17 protein-coding genes, 1 tRNA gene, 1 pseudogene and 1 riboswitch are annotated in these 15,754 nt (G+C 64.8%); of the genes and pseudogenes, 9 read left to right on the plus strand and 10 right to left on the minus strand.

The window, feature by feature from the left end; genetic code table 11:
• Positions 1–658 precede the first annotated feature (658 nt).
• The 5 genes and pseudogenes from VUN84_02300 to VUN84_02320 all read right to left on the minus strand — a co-directional run bounded on the left by VUN84_02300 (position 659) and on the right by VUN84_02320 (position 4,477).
• Positions 659–2,055 (minus strand): annotated as a pseudogene (locus VUN84_02300) (IS3 family transposase).
• Positions 2,056–2,418: 363 nt separating this feature from the next.
• Positions 2,419–2,667, minus strand: coding sequence for a type II toxin-antitoxin system prevent-host-death family antitoxin (locus VUN84_02305; GenBank protein ID XAS64536.1), 249 nt, complete (start codon positions 2,665–2,667; stop codon positions 2,419–2,421).
• A 283-nt stretch (positions 2,668–2,950) separates the two neighbouring features.
• On the minus strand, positions 2,951–3,364 hold the full coding sequence (locus VUN84_02310) for a hypothetical protein (GenBank protein ID XAS64537.1): 414 nt from the start codon (positions 3,362–3,364) through the stop codon (positions 2,951–2,953).
• Positions 3,365–3,492: 128 nt separating this feature from the next.
• Positions 3,493–4,242 carry a hypothetical protein gene (locus VUN84_02315; protein XAS64538.1) on the minus strand — a complete coding sequence of 250 codons (750 nt, stop codon included), beginning with the start codon at positions 4,240–4,242 and terminating at the stop codon, positions 3,493–3,495.
• A 147-nt stretch (positions 4,243–4,389) separates the two neighbouring features.
• Positions 4,390–4,477: transfer RNA gene (locus tag VUN84_02320), tRNA-Ser, on the minus strand.
• Positions 4,478–4,626: 149 nt separating this feature from the next.
• Here VUN84_02320 and VUN84_02325 point away from each other — a divergent pair.
• Genes VUN84_02325 through VUN84_02335 form a run of 3 tightly spaced genes read left to right on the plus strand, consistent with a single transcriptional unit; the run spans position 4,627 to position 6,209 of the window.
• Positions 4,627–5,667 (plus strand): zinc-binding alcohol dehydrogenase, encoded by a 1,041-nt coding sequence (locus tag VUN84_02325; GenBank protein XAS64539.1) that lies wholly within the window; start codon positions 4,627–4,629, stop codon positions 5,665–5,667.
• Between the two features lie 4 nt (positions 5,668–5,671).
• Positions 5,672–6,070 (plus strand): 6-carboxytetrahydropterin synthase, encoded by a 399-nt coding sequence (locus VUN84_02330; GenBank protein XAS64540.1) that lies wholly within the window; start codon positions 5,672–5,674, stop codon positions 6,068–6,070.
• A 7-nt stretch (positions 6,071–6,077) separates the two neighbouring features.
• Positions 6,078–6,209 carry a hypothetical protein gene (locus tag VUN84_02335; GenBank protein XAS64541.1) on the plus strand — a complete coding sequence of 44 codons (132 nt, stop codon included), beginning with the start codon at positions 6,078–6,080 and terminating at the stop codon, positions 6,207–6,209.
• Positions 6,210–6,242: 33 nt separating this feature from the next.
• On the opposite strand, the gene VUN84_02340 is transcribed toward VUN84_02335, so the two are convergent.
• Positions 6,243–6,746 carry a nucleoside deaminase gene (locus VUN84_02340; GenBank protein ID XAS64542.1) on the minus strand — a complete coding sequence of 168 codons (504 nt, stop codon included), beginning with the start codon at positions 6,744–6,746 and terminating at the stop codon, positions 6,243–6,245.
• 87 nt (positions 6,747–6,833) lie between these two features.
• On the opposite strand from VUN84_02340, the gene VUN84_02345 reads away from it, so the two are divergent.
• The 3 genes from VUN84_02345 to VUN84_02355 all read left to right on the plus strand — a co-directional run bounded on the left by VUN84_02345 (position 6,834) and on the right by VUN84_02355 (position 8,798).
• On the plus strand, positions 6,834–7,676 hold the full coding sequence (locus VUN84_02345) for a phosphatase PAP2 family protein (protein ID XAS64543.1): 843 nt from the start codon (positions 6,834–6,836) through the stop codon (positions 7,674–7,676).
• Positions 7,677–7,688: 12 nt separating this feature from the next.
• Entirely contained in the window at positions 7,689–8,324 is a 636-nt protein-coding gene (gene upp / locus VUN84_02350; GenBank protein XAS64544.1) for a uracil phosphoribosyltransferase, read from the plus strand.
• A gap of 93 nt (positions 8,325–8,417) precedes the next feature.
• Positions 8,418–8,798, plus strand: coding sequence for a glyoxalase superfamily protein (locus VUN84_02355; GenBank protein XAS64545.1), 381 nt, complete (start codon positions 8,418–8,420; stop codon positions 8,796–8,798).
• Positions 8,799–8,825: 27 nt separating this feature from the next.
• Here the strand turns inward: VUN84_02355 and VUN84_02360 are convergent, their stop codons facing one another.
• The 3 genes from VUN84_02360 to VUN84_02370 all read right to left on the minus strand — a co-directional run bounded on the left by VUN84_02360 (position 8,826) and on the right by VUN84_02370 (position 12,313).
• Complete coding sequence (locus VUN84_02360; protein ID XAS64546.1) at positions 8,826–9,596, minus strand: hypothetical protein; 771 nt, start codon at positions 9,594–9,596, stop codon at positions 8,826–8,828.
• A riboswitch (cyclic di-AMP (ydaO/yuaA leader) is annotated at positions 9,596–9,755 on the minus strand. (Overlaps the previous gene by 1 nt.)
• A gap of 200 nt (positions 9,756–9,955) precedes the next feature.
• Positions 9,956–11,569 carry a HAMP domain-containing sensor histidine kinase gene (locus VUN84_02365; GenBank protein XAS64547.1) on the minus strand — a complete coding sequence of 538 codons (1,614 nt, stop codon included), beginning with the start codon at positions 11,567–11,569 and terminating at the stop codon, positions 9,956–9,958.
• Between the two features lie 3 nt (positions 11,570–11,572).
• Entirely contained in the window at positions 11,573–12,313 is a 741-nt protein-coding gene (locus VUN84_02370; GenBank protein ID XAS64548.1) for a response regulator transcription factor, read from the minus strand.
• A gap of 623 nt (positions 12,314–12,936) precedes the next feature.
• Here VUN84_02370 and VUN84_02375 point away from each other — a divergent pair.
• The 3 genes from VUN84_02375 (at position 12,937) to VUN84_02385 (ending at position 15,109) form a co-directional block, all read left to right on the plus strand.
• Positions 12,937–13,800 carry a winged helix-turn-helix domain-containing protein gene (locus VUN84_02375; protein ID XAS64549.1) on the plus strand — a complete coding sequence of 288 codons (864 nt, stop codon included), beginning with the start codon at positions 12,937–12,939 and terminating at the stop codon, positions 13,798–13,800.
• A 106-nt stretch (positions 13,801–13,906) separates the two neighbouring features.
• Positions 13,907–14,434 carry a histidine phosphatase family protein gene (locus VUN84_02380; protein XAS64550.1) on the plus strand — a complete coding sequence of 176 codons (528 nt, stop codon included), beginning with the start codon at positions 13,907–13,909 and terminating at the stop codon, positions 14,432–14,434.
• 126 nt (positions 14,435–14,560) lie between these two features.
• Positions 14,561–15,109 (plus strand): hypothetical protein, encoded by a 549-nt coding sequence (locus tag VUN84_02385; GenBank protein XAS64551.1) that lies wholly within the window; start codon positions 14,561–14,563, stop codon positions 15,107–15,109.
• Positions 15,110–15,113: 4 nt separating this feature from the next.
• Here the strand turns inward: VUN84_02385 and VUN84_02390 are convergent, their stop codons facing one another.
• The gene (locus VUN84_02390; GenBank protein ID XAS64552.1) at positions 15,114–15,743 is read right to left on the minus strand and encodes a hypothetical protein; all 630 of its coding nucleotides are present in this window, start codon (positions 15,741–15,743) and stop codon (positions 15,114–15,116) included.
• Positions 15,744–15,754: the final 11 nt, after the last annotated feature.

A 15,754-nucleotide genomic window follows, 5' to 3' on the forward strand; every position in this document is an offset into this window, starting at 1 on the left:
AAGGCCCCAGAATCCGAGGACCACCCCGAATGCGGATGCAACTCCACGCCACCAGACAAAGGGCTGCCACAGTGCAAACAGGACCGCCCAGGCGAGGAACGAGGCGCTTATCCAAGGATTCGGAATCTTGTTGGCCATGTGGCCACCTTTCGGGTGAGCGTACTTGGAAGCGAAGCCCTGCGCTTTACAGCTGGCAAGTCCCGGCCTGGCCGCCGGACATCAGAGAGAGGGTACGGGTTGGCGATTTAGGACTGTCCTAGGGTTCCTTGTCCGTACCCGGAAGAGGTGCTCTCCGAAGCTCCTTGATACGGAGACGGAGGAAGATGATGACGAGCACCAAGGCGTACACAGCCAAAACTGCGACTGCCACCATCACCACCGAGTAAAGAATTCCGAGTATTCCAAACGAAATCACGCTAAGCCCCCAGTCTTATATTGCGCCGGATCTACGGCACAAGTCTCAGAGGCTAGCACTGCCACCCTTTGTCTGACAGTCGACGTCGGTCCTCGTCCGCCGTACTCATCCCCGAGAACAGCTGCTTCAACCCATAGATAGACCCGATCTGGGAGTTCTGTCAGTCCTGCGAAGACTCGCTGGGCGGGCGCTTATCTTTGTCGGCGGCCCGGAATTTGTCAAGGTGAATGAGGCCAGTGGGAGTTAGGCTGCGGCTTTGGTGTCGGTTTTCTCGGCTGGTTTGTTGATCCAGGCGGTATCGGGGATGGTGATGATCTTGGGGTCGTTGTTGGTGGTGAATCGTTCGGGTGTTTTTGCCCGTGCGGCGGCAAGGGTTCTGGCGCGTTCAAGGGCTTTGCCGGCGGCCAGTCCGTAGTGCACGTCTGCCGGTGTGTTGAGGCCGATTCCGGTGTGGCAATGGGTGTGGTTATACCCGTCGACGAAGGAGCCCATGAAGGCCCTCGCGTCAGGCAGGGACCCGAAGCGTTCGGGGAATATGGGGGCGAACTTCAGCGATTTGAACCAAGCCTCACTGTACGGATTGTCATTGCTGACGCGCGGACGGGAATGGGACCGGGTGATCTCCAGATCCGAGAGCAGCGCGGCGACTGTTTTGGACGTCATGGAGGTGCCACGGTCGGCGTGGACGATCTGCGGGATGCCGTGGATACCGAAGATTTCCTTCATCATTTCCACGGCCAGTTCCCCGGACTCGTGGGCATGGACGTAGGCGCCGACAATGTAGCGGGAATAGATGTCGATCATGACGTAGCAATCGTAGTATTTGCCCTTGATCGGGCCGGCGAGCTTGGTGATGTCCCACGAAAAAACTTGCCCAGGGCCGGTCGCGACCAGCTCCGGGACGGCCCGGGCCGGGTGGCGTGCCTGTCGGCGGCGTTCCTTGACCTGCCGGCTCTCCTCCAGAACGCGGTAGAACGTGGAGATTGAGCACAAATAGATGCCTTCATCCAGGAGCCGGGCATAAATCTGCACCGGCGGCAGATCGATGAAATCCTTCGAGTTCACGGTCGCCAGGATGTGAGCGCGCTCCGCCGCTGAGAGCTTATTTGCCGGTGCCGGGGCGGGCCGCGGGTCTTCCGCCGGGATTCGGACTTTGCGGGTCGCTGTGGCCCTGGGGACCCCGGCAATCACGGCTGCTTCCCTGGTTGGGATGTCCGCGCCGGTGAGGGCGGTGTAGGCAGACATCAGGGTTTCTTGTACCAGGGCTGCTGCTCCGCGCTTTCGGAGATATCCTCCAAAAGCAGTCGTGCTTTTTCCATAATCGACAACGCAGCTTCAGTCCGTGCCAGCTTGCGTTCACTCACCTCCAGCTGCCGGCGTAGACGACCGATTTCCGCCTGTTCAGCAGTGGGCTTGCCGATCTTTTCCCCAGGCTTCTTGCCCTCCAGGATGCCGGCGTCGCGGAGCTTGCGCCACTCGGTGATTTGGGATGAATACAGGCCCTCGCGGCGCAGGTATGCCCCGCCTCCGGTGCCGTCGTCGCAGGCCCGTTGATACGCATCCAAGTGCGCCAATTTTTGTGCCGGAGCGAACGACCTTCGAGGGGACGGCCCACCGGCGCGGGGGCCAGAATTACTCATGGATCCATCTTCCCGCACCGGGGAAATCGTGGAGATAGACATTGGTGATGTTCCTGATTCTCGCCCTACAGATTAAGCGAAGTTGCTATGAGCCGCTGGCCTCATCCAACCCTGACGCGTAGGGGCCTTCTGCATTCCGAGGATGAGGAACGTGATGCCCACAGAGAAGAACGCAATCCAGGCCGTGGTGCCCATAAAGGTCATGGCGATCGCAACGGCCGGGAATGCACAACTGCCTCGGAGTAGAAGTAGACGATTGGTTGAAGCCATGACGGTCAGCGCGGGGTTCCACCGGTATTCAAAGCCGGCTCTTCCCGTGCGGGCAGTCTGCAGGCCACATAGTTCAAGCTAAAGTGTGTCCGATCACGGTTCTAAACGCTTGTGCCGGGCTGGTTCGACTTCGCGGACGGATTCCAGAGCCGAGATGAGGCGGTGTGCCTTCGTCGGTGAGCTCAGCGGGTAGCTTGTTTCCACCAATGCGTCGTACTCATCCTTCAACACCAAGATCGCGGATCCACGCTTTGACGTGATCTCCACCTCGGCGCACTCGACGTTGACCCGCTCGATGAGACGGACAAGGTCGCGGCGAGCCTCGCTCGTTGTTATGGCCATCACTGGCTCCTGGTTGTACGAAACATGGTCGTCCTTGGCCTTTCGCGCCGAGGCTCTCCGGAGCAGGAATGACCGTAGCCAGCCGCAATCATTGGTTTATTCCTGTCCGTCAGGTGGGTCGCGAGCCTGGTCGGGACATGGAAGGGAGATGGAATGCCGAAGTGGCCGAGCTGGCGCATGAAGTGACCACGATTCCCGAGGGCAAGCGCGCGGAGCGTGAGCGGCAGCTAACTTCGAACTCGTCGCGTAGATGGGGTTGCTTCATCCCACACGAACCCGGGCTTTAAAAATCCCCACCCGGGTAAATACCCCCGGGCAATGTGAAGCACGCAGATCCTGATGCGATACGGATTTCGTTTGGGGCCAAGTCTTCTGCGACGATGTAGTTCTCCCCGGCACCCAGACTGATTTGAATTCGATACTTTTCGTCTACATCCAAGTCGACGGACACTTTGGCTCCGTTCGCCCGGTAGTGGGCTTCGATGTCCTTCACGATCGGCTCTATTTTGGTTCCTTCGGCGACCGTGACGGTCGTTGAACCATTCCATTTGTGCTGGGTCTTGTTGCAGGACAGAAGCACGCCCTTCTTCTTTTGATCGATCGAGACAACAGTGTCTGTTGGGATCAGGGCGGCGATCTCCAGTTCCGTAGCTTGGGCTTTGGCCTTCGCTTCCTGCCACGTCAGTTCAGCTTTCAACGGTTCCTTCTGTGTCTTAGTAGCAGTTGGCACAGTTGACTCGGTCGAACTCACGCTTGGGTTTCCGGCGCAACCGGCGAGCCCCATCAACCCCACCAACAGCACGACCGTTGCACCCTTCCGAGCCCTCATCGAGTCACAATTCCCAGCATGTCGTCGAGTGCCTTCTGATTGTCCTCGCTGTTGGAAGCGATGAGGTTGTAGCTGTTCATGAGGATGTTCCCTTCTTCGACGGTCTTGATCGCTCCGTTGAATTTGTCGTCGTCGGGACCGCGGAAGTAGTGCTGTTCGAACTCATCGCGATGAATCGGGTTGTTTCCATCCGACAGAACCCCTTTGTTCGTGATGGGGTTGGTAACTCCCTGACCATGGACGAGCAGACCGTAGAAGTACAGGTTCGAGTATTCCGTAGTTGGCTGTGGTTTCCAGTCCGGGAGCATCCCGGCCCCGGCGAGGGACATCACCTTGTCATATCGGGCCCCGGCGACCTCGGAGCTGGTGACATTTGCCAGGCCCCAACTGTGCCCGATGCCGGTTTGCTCGGCACCATTCAGGTAGGGGTCAATGCGCATCCCGGACTCGAAGGATGCCAGCTGCTGCCCGGACGTGGGTGCAAGGTTCTCATCGTTCGCTTCGCTGATTCTCCCCAGGTTGGGACCGCCGGCGGTGTCCTTCTCTCCGGGGAACCGCCCATCCTTATAGACGAACGCCACCGTCCCCGACACCTCGATAATGAGGTATTTCAACACCTGCTGTACCCCGCCTGCGTAGAAGATGTTCATTCCGGTGAACGTCCGGGACCGATCCCGGCCATAGAGGTAAACCTGTACGTCCCCGGCTTCCACCTGCTTCAGGTATGCCACCTCATTTGCCAGCATTTTCGTTCGGTTCGGGTCGTGACGGGCTTGCCCGATCCCCGACAACTTCCGGGCTGTTTCCAATGTGGGACCACTGGTATATGCGCCATAGATGCACCACGAGACCCCCAGAATGCAGAAAACCCCCGGTTTCCCGGGGGTTTTCAATGGCGGTGACGGTGGGATTTGAACCCACGTTGGCTTTCACCAAACAACATTTCGAGTGTTGCACCTTCGGCCGCTCGGACACGTCACCAACCTGACTAGGCTACCGGAGCCGGGCGCTCTTCCACAAAACGGCGGGAAACGGGGGTCCCCGGCGGTCCGCAGGCTGCGGACCACGGCACGCCCGGCGGCGTTCCGGACTTTCCCGCGCAGCGGCAGGCGACTAGATTCGACAGCAAGATGACTAACTCGAACACACCGCCGGCACAGCATGCCACCGCCTATTGGACCGTGGGCCCCGGGAAGGGCGAGCTCCGGCGCGGGGACCTGCCCGCCGCCGGCCCCGGTGAAGCACTGGTGCGGACGCTGTATTCGGGGATCAGCAAGGGCACCGAGATGGTGGTGCACAACGCCCGCGTGCCGGACTGCGTGGCGGATCGGATGGCCGCCCCGAACCAGGAGGGCACGTTCCCCTCGCCGGTGAAGTTCGGTTACCTCTCTGTAGGCGTCGTCGAGGACGGACCAGCCGACTGGCTGGGCAAGACTGTCTTCTGCCTGTACCCGCACCAGGACCGCTATATCGTTCCGGTGGAAAAGCTCACGGTGGTTCCCCTGGACGTGCCGGCCCGCCGCGCCGTGCTGACCGGCACGGTGGAAACGGCAGTCAACGGGATCTGGGAGGCCGGCCCCCGACTGGGCGACCGCGTCGCGGTAATCGGCGCCGGCCTCGTCGGCGGCATGGTGGCCAAACTCCTCAGCACCTTTCCGCTCGGCCGGCTGCAGCTGATCGACATCGACCCGGCCAAGGAGGAGTTCGCCGATGCGCTCGGCGTGGACTTCACCCACCCCGACGACGCCCTGGGGGACTGCGACATCGTGATCCACTGCTCCGCCTCGGAGGCAGGCCTGGCCCGCGCCCTGCAGCTCGCAGGCGACGACAGCGACATCATCGAAATGTCCTGGTACGCCGACCGCAACGCATCTGTGCCACTGGGCGAGGACTTCCATGCGCGCCGGTTGTCCATCCGCGCCAGCCAGGTGGGCGCCGTGGCCCGGGCCCGCCGCCACCGCCGCACCAACGCCGACCGGCTTCAGCTCGCCGTGTCCCTGCTGCGCGATCCGGGGTTCGAGGTTTTCCTCACCGGTACGTCCCCGTTCGCCGAGCTTCCCGACGTCGTCCAGCGGCTCTCCGACGGCCGCCTGGACGCGCTCTGCCACGTCATCGAGTACCCGGTGAGCGAAGACCCCGCCACCGAAACCACCACAGAAGCCACGAGGTAAATCCGTGTTCAGCTTGACCGTCCGCCGCAACTTCATGATCGCCCACAGCCTCCCGCGCCCCGCTTTCGGCCCGGCCCAGGGCATGCACGGCGCCACCTTCGTCACGGAAGTGACCTTCCGACGCCGGACGCTGAACGAGGATTCGATCGTCCTGGACATCGGCGAGGCCGGGGAGGTGCTCGACGCCATCCTGGAAGGTCTGAACTATAAGAACCTCGACGAGCACCCGGACTTTACGGCCCGGCTCAGCACCACCGAGGCCCTCGCCCAGTACATCGCCGACGCCGTCGCCGCCAGGATCCGCACGGGCGTGGACGGGCAGGAACTGGCGGGACTGGACGTCACTTTGCGCGAGACGCCCGACGCGTGGGCGAGCTACTCGCTCGACTTCGAGGCCCACTAGGACCTAGGTGCAAGCCACAAGCCCGGTTGGCGGCGCCAAGGACCGGCAGCGGCTGGGCGCCGTGCTGCGTGAGGGCCACCGCCGGGCCGTGTTGGAGACCCTGACCCGGGAACGGCCTGCCACACGGCCGGACTCCTGAGGACGGCGGCGCCGCCCGCACCGCAGCTCCGACTCAGGGGCCGCGGTGCACGGCAAAGAACTCGCGCAACAGTGCCGCGCACTCCCGTTCCCGGACTCCGCCGTACACTTCCACCCAGTGGTTCAGCCGGCGCTCGCGGAGGACGTCGAACACTGAGCCCGCTGCCCCCGCCTTCTCGTCCCAGGCCCCGAATACCACCCGTGGAATCCGGGCCAGTACCACGGCCCCGGCGCACATGGCGCAGGGCTCCAGCGTCACCACCAGGGTGCAGTCTGCCAAGCGCCAGCCGTCGCCGGCGGTCCCGTTCCGGGCGCTGAGCTGCTTCAGCCGCGCAGCGGCCGCGCGGATGGCCACCATCTCAGCGTGCGCCGTCGGGTCCCCGAGTGCCTCGCGTTCGTTGCGCCCGCAGCCGAGCACCGAACCGTCAGGGCCCACGACGACGGCGCCGATCGGCACGTCCGCCGTCGTGAGGGCGGCACGGGCCTCGACGAGGGCCAGGCCCATCCATTCAGCATGGCGGGGCTCGGGGGAAGTCATGGGTCAATGATAGTTTCGACGGTAAGCACGCTGCGCAGCCCGGCTGCCCGGCAACGAACCACCGGCAACGATATATCGGGAGAAGCCGTGAACACCGGAACAGAGAGCTGGCTGACGCAACGCTGGGGCAGGTGGGTGGTGCCGTACGCGGCGCTGTGGGCCACGATGCTCATCGGAGGCGTGATAGTGGTGGTGCTGGCGTTGCTCAGCGCCGAGGTCTACGACAACGTCGTGGACGACGCCGGCCTGGCGAACCTGGACAAACCCACGCTGGGAATGATGGAGCAGTTCCGCAGCCCCGGACTCGACGCGTTTGTCACGGGCTTCACGAACATCGGCGGCGGGATCGGAATGCCCATCCTGGCCAGTATTCTCACCGCGTGGCTCATCTGGGCCAGCCGCACCTGGCGTCCGCTGATCCTGATTGGTGGCGCCGCCGCAGTCTCCGTGACGGCGACGTCCGTGGGCAAGAAACTGATCGGCAGGGCACGCCCGGATCACGCCGACGCGGTCCCGCCCTACGAATCCTCACCGTCGTTCCCGAGTGGCCACACGCTCAACACCACCGTGGTGATTGGCCTGGTGGTCTACCTCGCATGCCTGCAGATCACCCGCACCCTGGCCCGGGTGGGCCTGATCGCGGCAGGTGCGGCCTTCATTTTCGCGATGGGCATGAGCAGGGTCTATCTCGGCCACCATTGGATGACTGACGTCATCATCGGGTGGGTGCTGGGGCTGGCCTGGGTAGGGATCGTAATCCTCGCGCACCGGCTTTTCCACGTCCTGCGGCACCGGGAACAGGCCGGGCCCGCGCCCACCTTCGACAACGAGGTCCACCTGCGCGACGGCGTCCCCGGCGATGCTGCTCCCAAGGCCAGGAACGACGCCGGCGCCCGCAGTCCCACGGGCCGGCCCCCCGCCGCCGGATGATAGTTTTGACCCATGCGCACTTTCGTTGTGGACCATCCGCTGGTCGCCCATAAGCTCACCGTTCTCCGGGACAAGAACACCCCGTCTCCGGTGTTCCGCCAGCTCACCGAGGAGCTCGTCACGCTGCTGGCGTACGAGGCCACCCGCGAGGTTCGCACCGAACCGGTGACCATTGAGACGCCGGTCAGCACCACCATCGGCACGGCGTTCACCAAGCCCACGCCGCTGGTGGTCCCTATCCTGCGTGCCGGCCTCGGCATGCTCGAGGGCATGACCAAGCTGGTCCCCACCGCCGAGGTCGGGTTCCTCGGCATGGCCCGGGATGAAGAGACCCTGGACATCATCACGTACGCCGAGCGTCTGCCGGAGGACCTCACGGACCGGCAGATCTTTGTGCTGGACCCCATGCTGGCCACGGGCGGGACGTTGCGGGAGGCCATCAAGTTCCTCTTCAAACGCGGAGCCTCCGACGTCACCTGCATCTGCCTGCTGGCCGCCCCGGAGGGACTGGCGAAGCTGGAGGAAGAACTCTCGGACGCCAACGTCACGATCGTGCTCGCCTCCATCGACGAGAAGCTGAACGAGAAGTCTTATATCGTTCCGGGCCTGGGCGACGCCGGCGACCGGCTTTACGGCGTCGCTGGTTAGGCCAGCCACCCGGCCGGCCGCGGCCCCGAAGTACCTCTAAGGCGGGCTGTTTGGGACTACCGCACAGCGTGCCCCGGGACTAGCCTGAGCCGCATGGATTTCAAACTTGAGCTGGTCTTTGTCCCCGTGTCCGATGTGGACCGCGCCAAGGATTTCTACGTCAACAAGGTGGGTTTCAACGCAGACTTCGACGAGCGGCCCTCGGACGGCATCCGTTTCGTTCAACTGACCCCGCCCGGCTCGGCGTGCTCGATCGCCATCGGAGAGGGCCTGACCGACGCGCCTCCCGGTACCGCCCCCAGCCTGCAGGTGGTGGTCAGCGACATCCAACAGGCCCACAGGCAATTGAAGGACGCCGGCGTGGACGTCAGTGACATTGATGTCCAGGACTGGGGACACTTCGTCTACTTCGCCGACCCCGACGGCAACAAGTGGGCGCTGCAGTTCATCCCCAGCCGTGCCGGCGGTCAATGACCTATCGGCAGTGCGTCGGCCTCAGGTTTAGTACCAGTTGTGGGCGTAGTGGAAGTTCAGGGCACCGCACGGTGAGCCATAGCGGTCCTTGACGTACTGCAGGCCCCAATTGATTTGGGTTCGGTAATTGGTGCGGTAATCCGCGCCTGCGCTGGCCATCTTCTCGGCTGGCAGGGACTGGACCACGCCGTAGGCGCCGCTGCTCGGGTTGGTGGCGGTGGTCTTCCAATCCGACTCCTTCGTCCAGAGTTTCATCAGGCACTGCATCTCATTGGCGGCCCAGCCGCGGGAGCCCAACTGGCTGGCAGCGTAGGCCTGCGCACCGGCGGGGTCGTCCACGGCAACGGGAGCAGGTGCGGGGACCGGAGCGGGGGCAGGTGCGGGGGCAGGAACCGGCGCCGCGGCCGGTGTGTCGGCGGGCTTTACTTGGGTGGACTGGGCTGCGAGGCCACTGGGAGGGATGTTGGCCTGGGTCCCCACTAGTACATGCTCAAAGTTGAGGCGCGGCAGGGGATCGGCCGTGACGGCCGACTGCGTGGCGCTGCCCGCGGTGGCCGTGGCGCTGCCCGCGCTGGCCGTAGGGGCTGCGGGTTGAGCCGCCTGGCCGGCGGCGCCGGCCCCTACCAGCACCGCGCACGCTGCAGCGATAACCGCCACGCGGCGTCCGGTGGAGCCCGCGGGGCCGGCGCGCCGGGACAGGGCAGATGCTGGTTTTGCCGGCTCGGCGCGGTGGCGCGAAGCTTCGGAACGGGTCTTTGCAGCGCCGTCAGGGCGCGTTTGTGCCTCGGATTTGGTCATGATCGCCTCTCAACGCCTGCGGAGTTAGCTGTCGGGTTCGGATGAGGTCACCCGGCCGCACGGAATCTCACGTGTCGGCTTCACCCCGTGGGGGCAATCTGCGCAAATGCCCGGGAACTCTGGGTCCCCCGCCTCTGCCTGGTCCAGCGGAATCCGGGAGGCGGCAGAGCTTGGCGTGCATCCGGATGCGCGGCCCCCTTGATGACCGCACCCTAAAACGGTACAGGATGCGAGCCGTCAAGTCACATTACGATAACGGCTGTCCCTTGTGGCGGCGTGGCGTCTTGCCGCCGCTCCGGTCTGCGTGGCGTGCCCCCGAGTCCTCCTCGGTGGTTCCACTCAGGCCGGGGGACGTGGCCCTAACGGCCCGCTCCCGGGTGGCCGGTGTTCTCCGGAGGAGAGGTCGGCGGAAGGCATACCGTGAACTCGGTCCGGCCCGGCACTGAGGTCACGCTGACGGTGCCGCCGTGGGCCTCGACAATCGACTGCACAATCGACAAACCCAGCCCGCTGGTTCCCTCGGCCGATGCGGCCGTAGCGGCGGCGGCCGCGGGGGACCCCGGAACTGCACGGGGCGGGTGGGCAGGGAGGTGCGGGAGATGCTTCCGGCCGGGTGGCGGCGCCGCACCGGTCAGCGGATTCTTCCGGGACGCGTCGGCCCGCGTGAACCGTGCGAAGATGCGGTCCACGAACCCTGGGGCGATCCCCGGGCCGTTGTCCGTCACGGTCAGAACGGCACTCCCGTCAGCGGCGCGCTGCACTCCAGTCACCACCATGGTGCCCGGGCCGGTGTGTTTACGCGCGTTGGACAGCAGGTTGGCCAGCACCTGGTGGAGCTGGGTCGCGTCCCCGCGGACCACCACCGGCTCTTCCGGAAGTTCCAGATGCCAGATGCGGTCCGGGGCCATGACTTTCTCGTCACTGACCGTCTCCACGGCAAGTTGTGTGAGATCCACTTCGCTGAGCTTCAGCGGTTGGCCCTCGTCCAGGCGCGCCAGCAGCAGCAGGTCCTCCACCAGGGTGGTCATCCGTTCGGACTGGCTCTGCACCCGGGCGAGGGACTTTTCGCCGTCGGGCGTGAAGTGCTCGGTCATCCGCATCAGTTCGGTATAGCCACGGATGGCGGTCAGGGGAGTGCGCAGTTCATGGGAGGCATCCGCCACGAACTGCCGGACCTTCATTTCACTTTTCTGCCGGGCTTCGAGGGCGCTGGACACGTTGTCCAACATCAGGTTCAGGGCGTGGCCGACGCTGCCCACCTCAGTTCCGGGATGCGCCGCGGAGGCCGGCACACGCATGGCGAGGCCCACTTCACCGGCATCGAGCGGCAAACGCGATACCTGCGTGGCCACCCCGGAGAGCTGGTCCAGAGGCTTCATGGTGCGGCGGATCAGCGCGGTGCCGGCCAGTCCAATCACCACAAGACCGCCAGCGGAGACCAGAACCATGGTCCAGACCAGTGACGCCAGCGTGTTCTGCTTCTCGGCGAGCGGCAGCCCGGTGACGATCACGTCGCCGTCCGGGGTGCTGGCCGCCACCAGCCGGTAGGCCCCGGCGGAGAGCGTCCGGTTCACGGGATCGCGCCGGGTGGAGAGCTTTAGAAGAACCTCGTCGTCCTCATCGGTGAGCGACTTCGGGGTGGCGTCCTCGGCAAGGAAGCCGGCGCTGCGGACCGAATCGTCCACGATCCTGGCGTTCAGGGTACCGATCCCCTGGCCGCGCGCCTCCAGGGGATCCCCCCGTCCGCCGGAGCGGCCAAACTCGCGGGTCCGGTCGGCGGCCTGCACCAGCTGGTTGTCGAGTTGCTTGGTCAGGAACGAGTCCATCGAGGCGTAGCTGACAATCCCGACAGCACCACAAATGGCCACGAGCAGGGCCATGGTGACAAGAACAAGCCGGGTGCGCAGATGCCAGGTGGACGGGTTGCGCCAGGTGAGCCCGGAGGGGCGCAGCGGGCGGAAACGTTCAGGCACTGATCAGTCCGCTGGTTTGAGGACGTAGCCTGCGCCGCGGACCGTATGGATCATGGGCGGGTGGTTGGCATCGACCTTCTTGCGCAGGTAGGAGATGTACAGCTCCACAATGTTGGCCTGGCCGCCAAAGTCGTAGTCCCAGACCCGGTCCAGGATCTGGGCCTTGCTGACAACGCGCTTCGGGTTTTCCATGAGGTAGCGCAGCAACTCGAACTGGGTGGCCGTAAGGTGCAGTTCCGCACCCGCACGCTTCACTTCGCGTGTATCGACGTTCAGGACGAGGTCTCCGACCACAAGTTCGGCGGTGTCCATGGCAGCCACCCCGGAGCGCTGGACCAGCCGGTGCAGCCGCAGGAGCACCTCTTCCATGCTGAAGGGCTTGGTTACGTAGTCGTCCCCGCCGGCAGCCAGCCCGGTAATGCGGTCCTGGACGGCGTCCTTTGCGGTCAGGAACAACGCCGGCACCTCGGGAGCGAAGGCGCGGATCCTGCCCAGCAGCTCCACGCCGTCGAAGCCGGGAAGCATCACATCGAGCACCAGCACGTCGGGGCGGAAATCCTTGGCGAGCTTCATGGCCTCGGGTCCGTCGGCGGCGACAGCCACCGACCAGCCCGCCATCCGCAGCCCCATGCTCATCAGCTCCGAGAGGCTCGGCTCATCGTCCACCACCAGGGCTCGGATGGGGGAACCGTCCGGATGGGTGAGCTGCGGGAGGTTGTTGGTCATGGAGTGCGAGGTGGCCATGGGACAACTCTCCGATCTGCCGGTTAGGTGCGGCTTTGGGGATCCTGTGCGGCGCCTGTGAATCCCAGCCTAGCGAGCTGGGCACGGAGAGGAGCGGCGGGCGGACCGCGATTTTCGCAGTTTTCCGGCGACCACTCTGTGGACTGCTGGACAACCGATAGTAAGTAGGCGAACGGTTTGGCACTATCGGTCTACCGTGAACATCTGCAGAAAAAGAGTCCGTCTGATCGAACTTTGTTCGGATTGCCGAAGAATTTGCAAACCACTGCAGTGGAGCAGCAGGGGATCTGACGGCTGACAGAATTGTGATGTGCACTACACTTGGGGATTTCGTCTCGCATGGTGGACATTGGCGCCCATTGTTACTTGCAAGTGTTCATTGTTACGTTGCACACTTCAACTGTGAACAAGTACTCAACAGCACCTGCAGCCGCAGATTCCTGGATCAGCGCACCCGCTGGTACCCGGAAGCGCTGTTGTCGAATGCACGCCTAACTTTTACACCCCAAGAGTTTCTAGGCATTCGCCCCAGCCCAGCGTCGGGCGCCCTCCCCAGTTTTCATTGCGGGGAAAAGTAGCATTCGAGCCGCGATGACGGCCATTCACATTGAGGTAAGCATTCCATGTCAGTTGCATCCGGATACGTCCACATCTCCGTCCGAAACGCCAGCAAGGCCGGCCAGGCTTCCGGGATCCGCCAGGGCTTCGGCGGCCGGGCACCTTTGGCCCCTGCAGGGTCCGGCAACAGCTTTCCCGCGTCCGGCTTCGCGCCGCAGGGATACAACCCCACCTCCTACGGCCAGCTCCGCGCTGTTCCGCCGGCACCGGCCACGGCACCGACTCCTGTGATCGCTCCCGGGACCGGAAGCCCCGTCCGTCCCGTTCCGAGCGACAACGTTGCCCGCGGATTTGTGCTTTACATGGGGATCGATGAGGAAACCGCCGCGTCTGCCGGCACGTCCATCGCCAAGCTCGCCCAGGAGATCCGCGCCTACGCCCAGTCCCTGGTCTCCGGCGCTGAAAGCTATGCGGCCGTTGCCGTCGCCCCGGCCAGCGCAACCGGTTCCGCGCTCGACGTCGTCCGTTCCACCTTCGGTGACCCCACGGTGGGTGCCCGCCAGCGCTCGGACGCCGCCCGCCTGCAGCAGCCGCAGGACCCGCGTCCCTCCGGCGTGCTGATCGACCTTGCCCGCCGGGAAGTGGCACTCGACGGGGAATCCCTGAACCTCACTTTCAAGGAGTTCGAGCTCCTCAATTACCTCGTGGAGAACGGCACCCGGACCGTAGGCCGTGATGAACTGCTCGAAGGGCTGTGGCGGAACGCCGAAGAAGTCCCCAATGAGCGGACCATCGACGTCCACATCCGCCGTCTGCGCTCCAAGCTTGGCCGCCTCGCCAACACAGTCCGGACCGTTCGCGGCCAGGGCTACCGGTTCTACGAGCATCCTGAAGTTGTGGTCTGGGCCGCGCCGGAATACTCGATCTAACGTTCAGCCCGGCGCAGGCGCCCGTCCCGCACGCGGGGCGGGCGCCTGGGCGTTAACGCCGTTCACAGGCGCGGCGACCTGCCCGTGCGCCACTAGGATTGGTTCCATGAGCGCGCATCACATGAGACGGCTGGTGATCATGCGCCATGCCAAGGCGGACTGGCCCGGCGGCGTCGCCGACCACGACCGGCCGCTGGAAGAACGCGGCCACCGCGACGCCCCGCAAGCCGGCAGATGGCTGTTGAAGCATGGCGTGGTCCCCGATTTCATTCTTTGTTCCAGCGCCTTGCGCACGCGGCAGACGTGCACCTGGGTCTGCCACGAGCTCGGAGACAAGGCACCGACGCCGAAACTGGAGCACGGGCTTTATGCGGCCTCCGCGTCGCGGATGCTGACTGTTATTAACCACGTTCCGGACACCGTGACCACCCTCCTGGTCATCTCGCACATGCCCGGCGTGCAGGACCTTGCCATGCACCTGGCCTCCCGCGACTCCAACCATGATGCGTACATGGACGCCGCCACACGGTACCCCACCAGCGCGCTGACCATTCTGGAGACCGAGAAATCCTGGGCTGAACTGGACGGCCAGGAAGCGAGACTCACGCGTTTCAAGGTTCCACGGGCCACGTAGCTTTCCGGCCCGGCCTGCACCGTTCGGGTCCGCTGTCCGGGTGCATAGTCAGGCGCCCCATTCTGCGGTTTACTGATGCTGTTCACTCGCGGACGTAAGGCGATCGAGAGAGAAGGCGGAATCATCGTGGATTCAGGACAGCTTATTGGACTCATCGTCGGCATCGTGGTGGTGCTGGCGATCGTGATTGTGGCCATCATGCTCGGCCGCAAACGCAAGGCAGCGGCAAACCGCACCAAGGCCGTGGAAATGCGGGAGCAGGCCAGGACCGAGGAGATCGGCGCGAGGGAGCGCGAGGCGAAGGCAGCGCGCGCCGAGGCGGATGCCAAGCAGGCGGAAGTGGAGGCCGAGCGGCTCCGGGAGGAAGCCCGCGGCCGGCAGCAGGAAGCCGAGCAGGTCCGCTCCGGCGTGCAGGACCAGCTGCGGAAGGCCGATGAACTGGACCCCGACGTCGCAACCGGCAAACGCGGCCACGAACAGGGCCAGGCGACCCCAGACGTTTCGGGCACTGAGGAGCTTCGCCGAGACCGCAGCGACCGCAACCCCGGCCAGGGCGGGCAGCCCTCCCCCCTTGCGGGCGACCAGGCCCACCACGCTGAGGTCCCCGGCAGTGAGCTTCCACCCGAGCAGGGCCACACCGGCGAACCCCGCAGCGATCCTCCCCGGAACCTCTGAGGATTTATCTGCTCGCACCGCCGCGTTGGCGGGTCGTGTTTTGCGTCGTGGTCCGGGCCGCCGGTCGAGGGGCCGCTGTCCGGGACGGTGCGCGTGGCGGCGTGCGTGGCGGCGTGCGGCGGGCAGGGCCGGCCGCCGGGCGCCGCGTAGACGGCGCCGGTCCCCTTGTCGCCGGCGCCTGGCCCCGCGTGGTTGCCGCCGGGCGGCGCAGGGGAGCGCCGGTGCTTCCACTGCGCGGACGCCGCCCTTTGCCCGGCAGGACGGTTCCGGCCAGCAACAACAGCAAGGTGGCCGCGCCGGCGGTGGCGGCGAGGTAGAAGTACAAGTCCGGATGGGTTGTATCCACGGGGGACGACAGTGCGGCCGGGTCTGCGTTGAAGGCCAGGCCCCATTGGCGCAGGAACGCGATGCTGAACGCGGTGAAGAGGGTGCTCCCGATTCCGCTGGCCACCAGGGTGCGGTGCCGCCGGCGGATGACCACCTCTGAGACGCAGGCCACGTACGCTGCGGCGGAGGCCGCAAGGAACCACGCGAACACCGTTTCATGCAGGGTGATCCCGGCCAGCACCAGCAGTGCCAGCGCACTGACAAACGCTCCGATGGCGAACTTGCCGCAGTTACCCATGTGGCCCATGAAGACAATCA

This window comes from Micrococcaceae bacterium Sec5.8, from assembly GCA_039636775.1.
Taxonomy (GTDB): domain Bacteria; phylum Actinomycetota; class Actinomycetes; order Actinomycetales; family Micrococcaceae; genus Arthrobacter.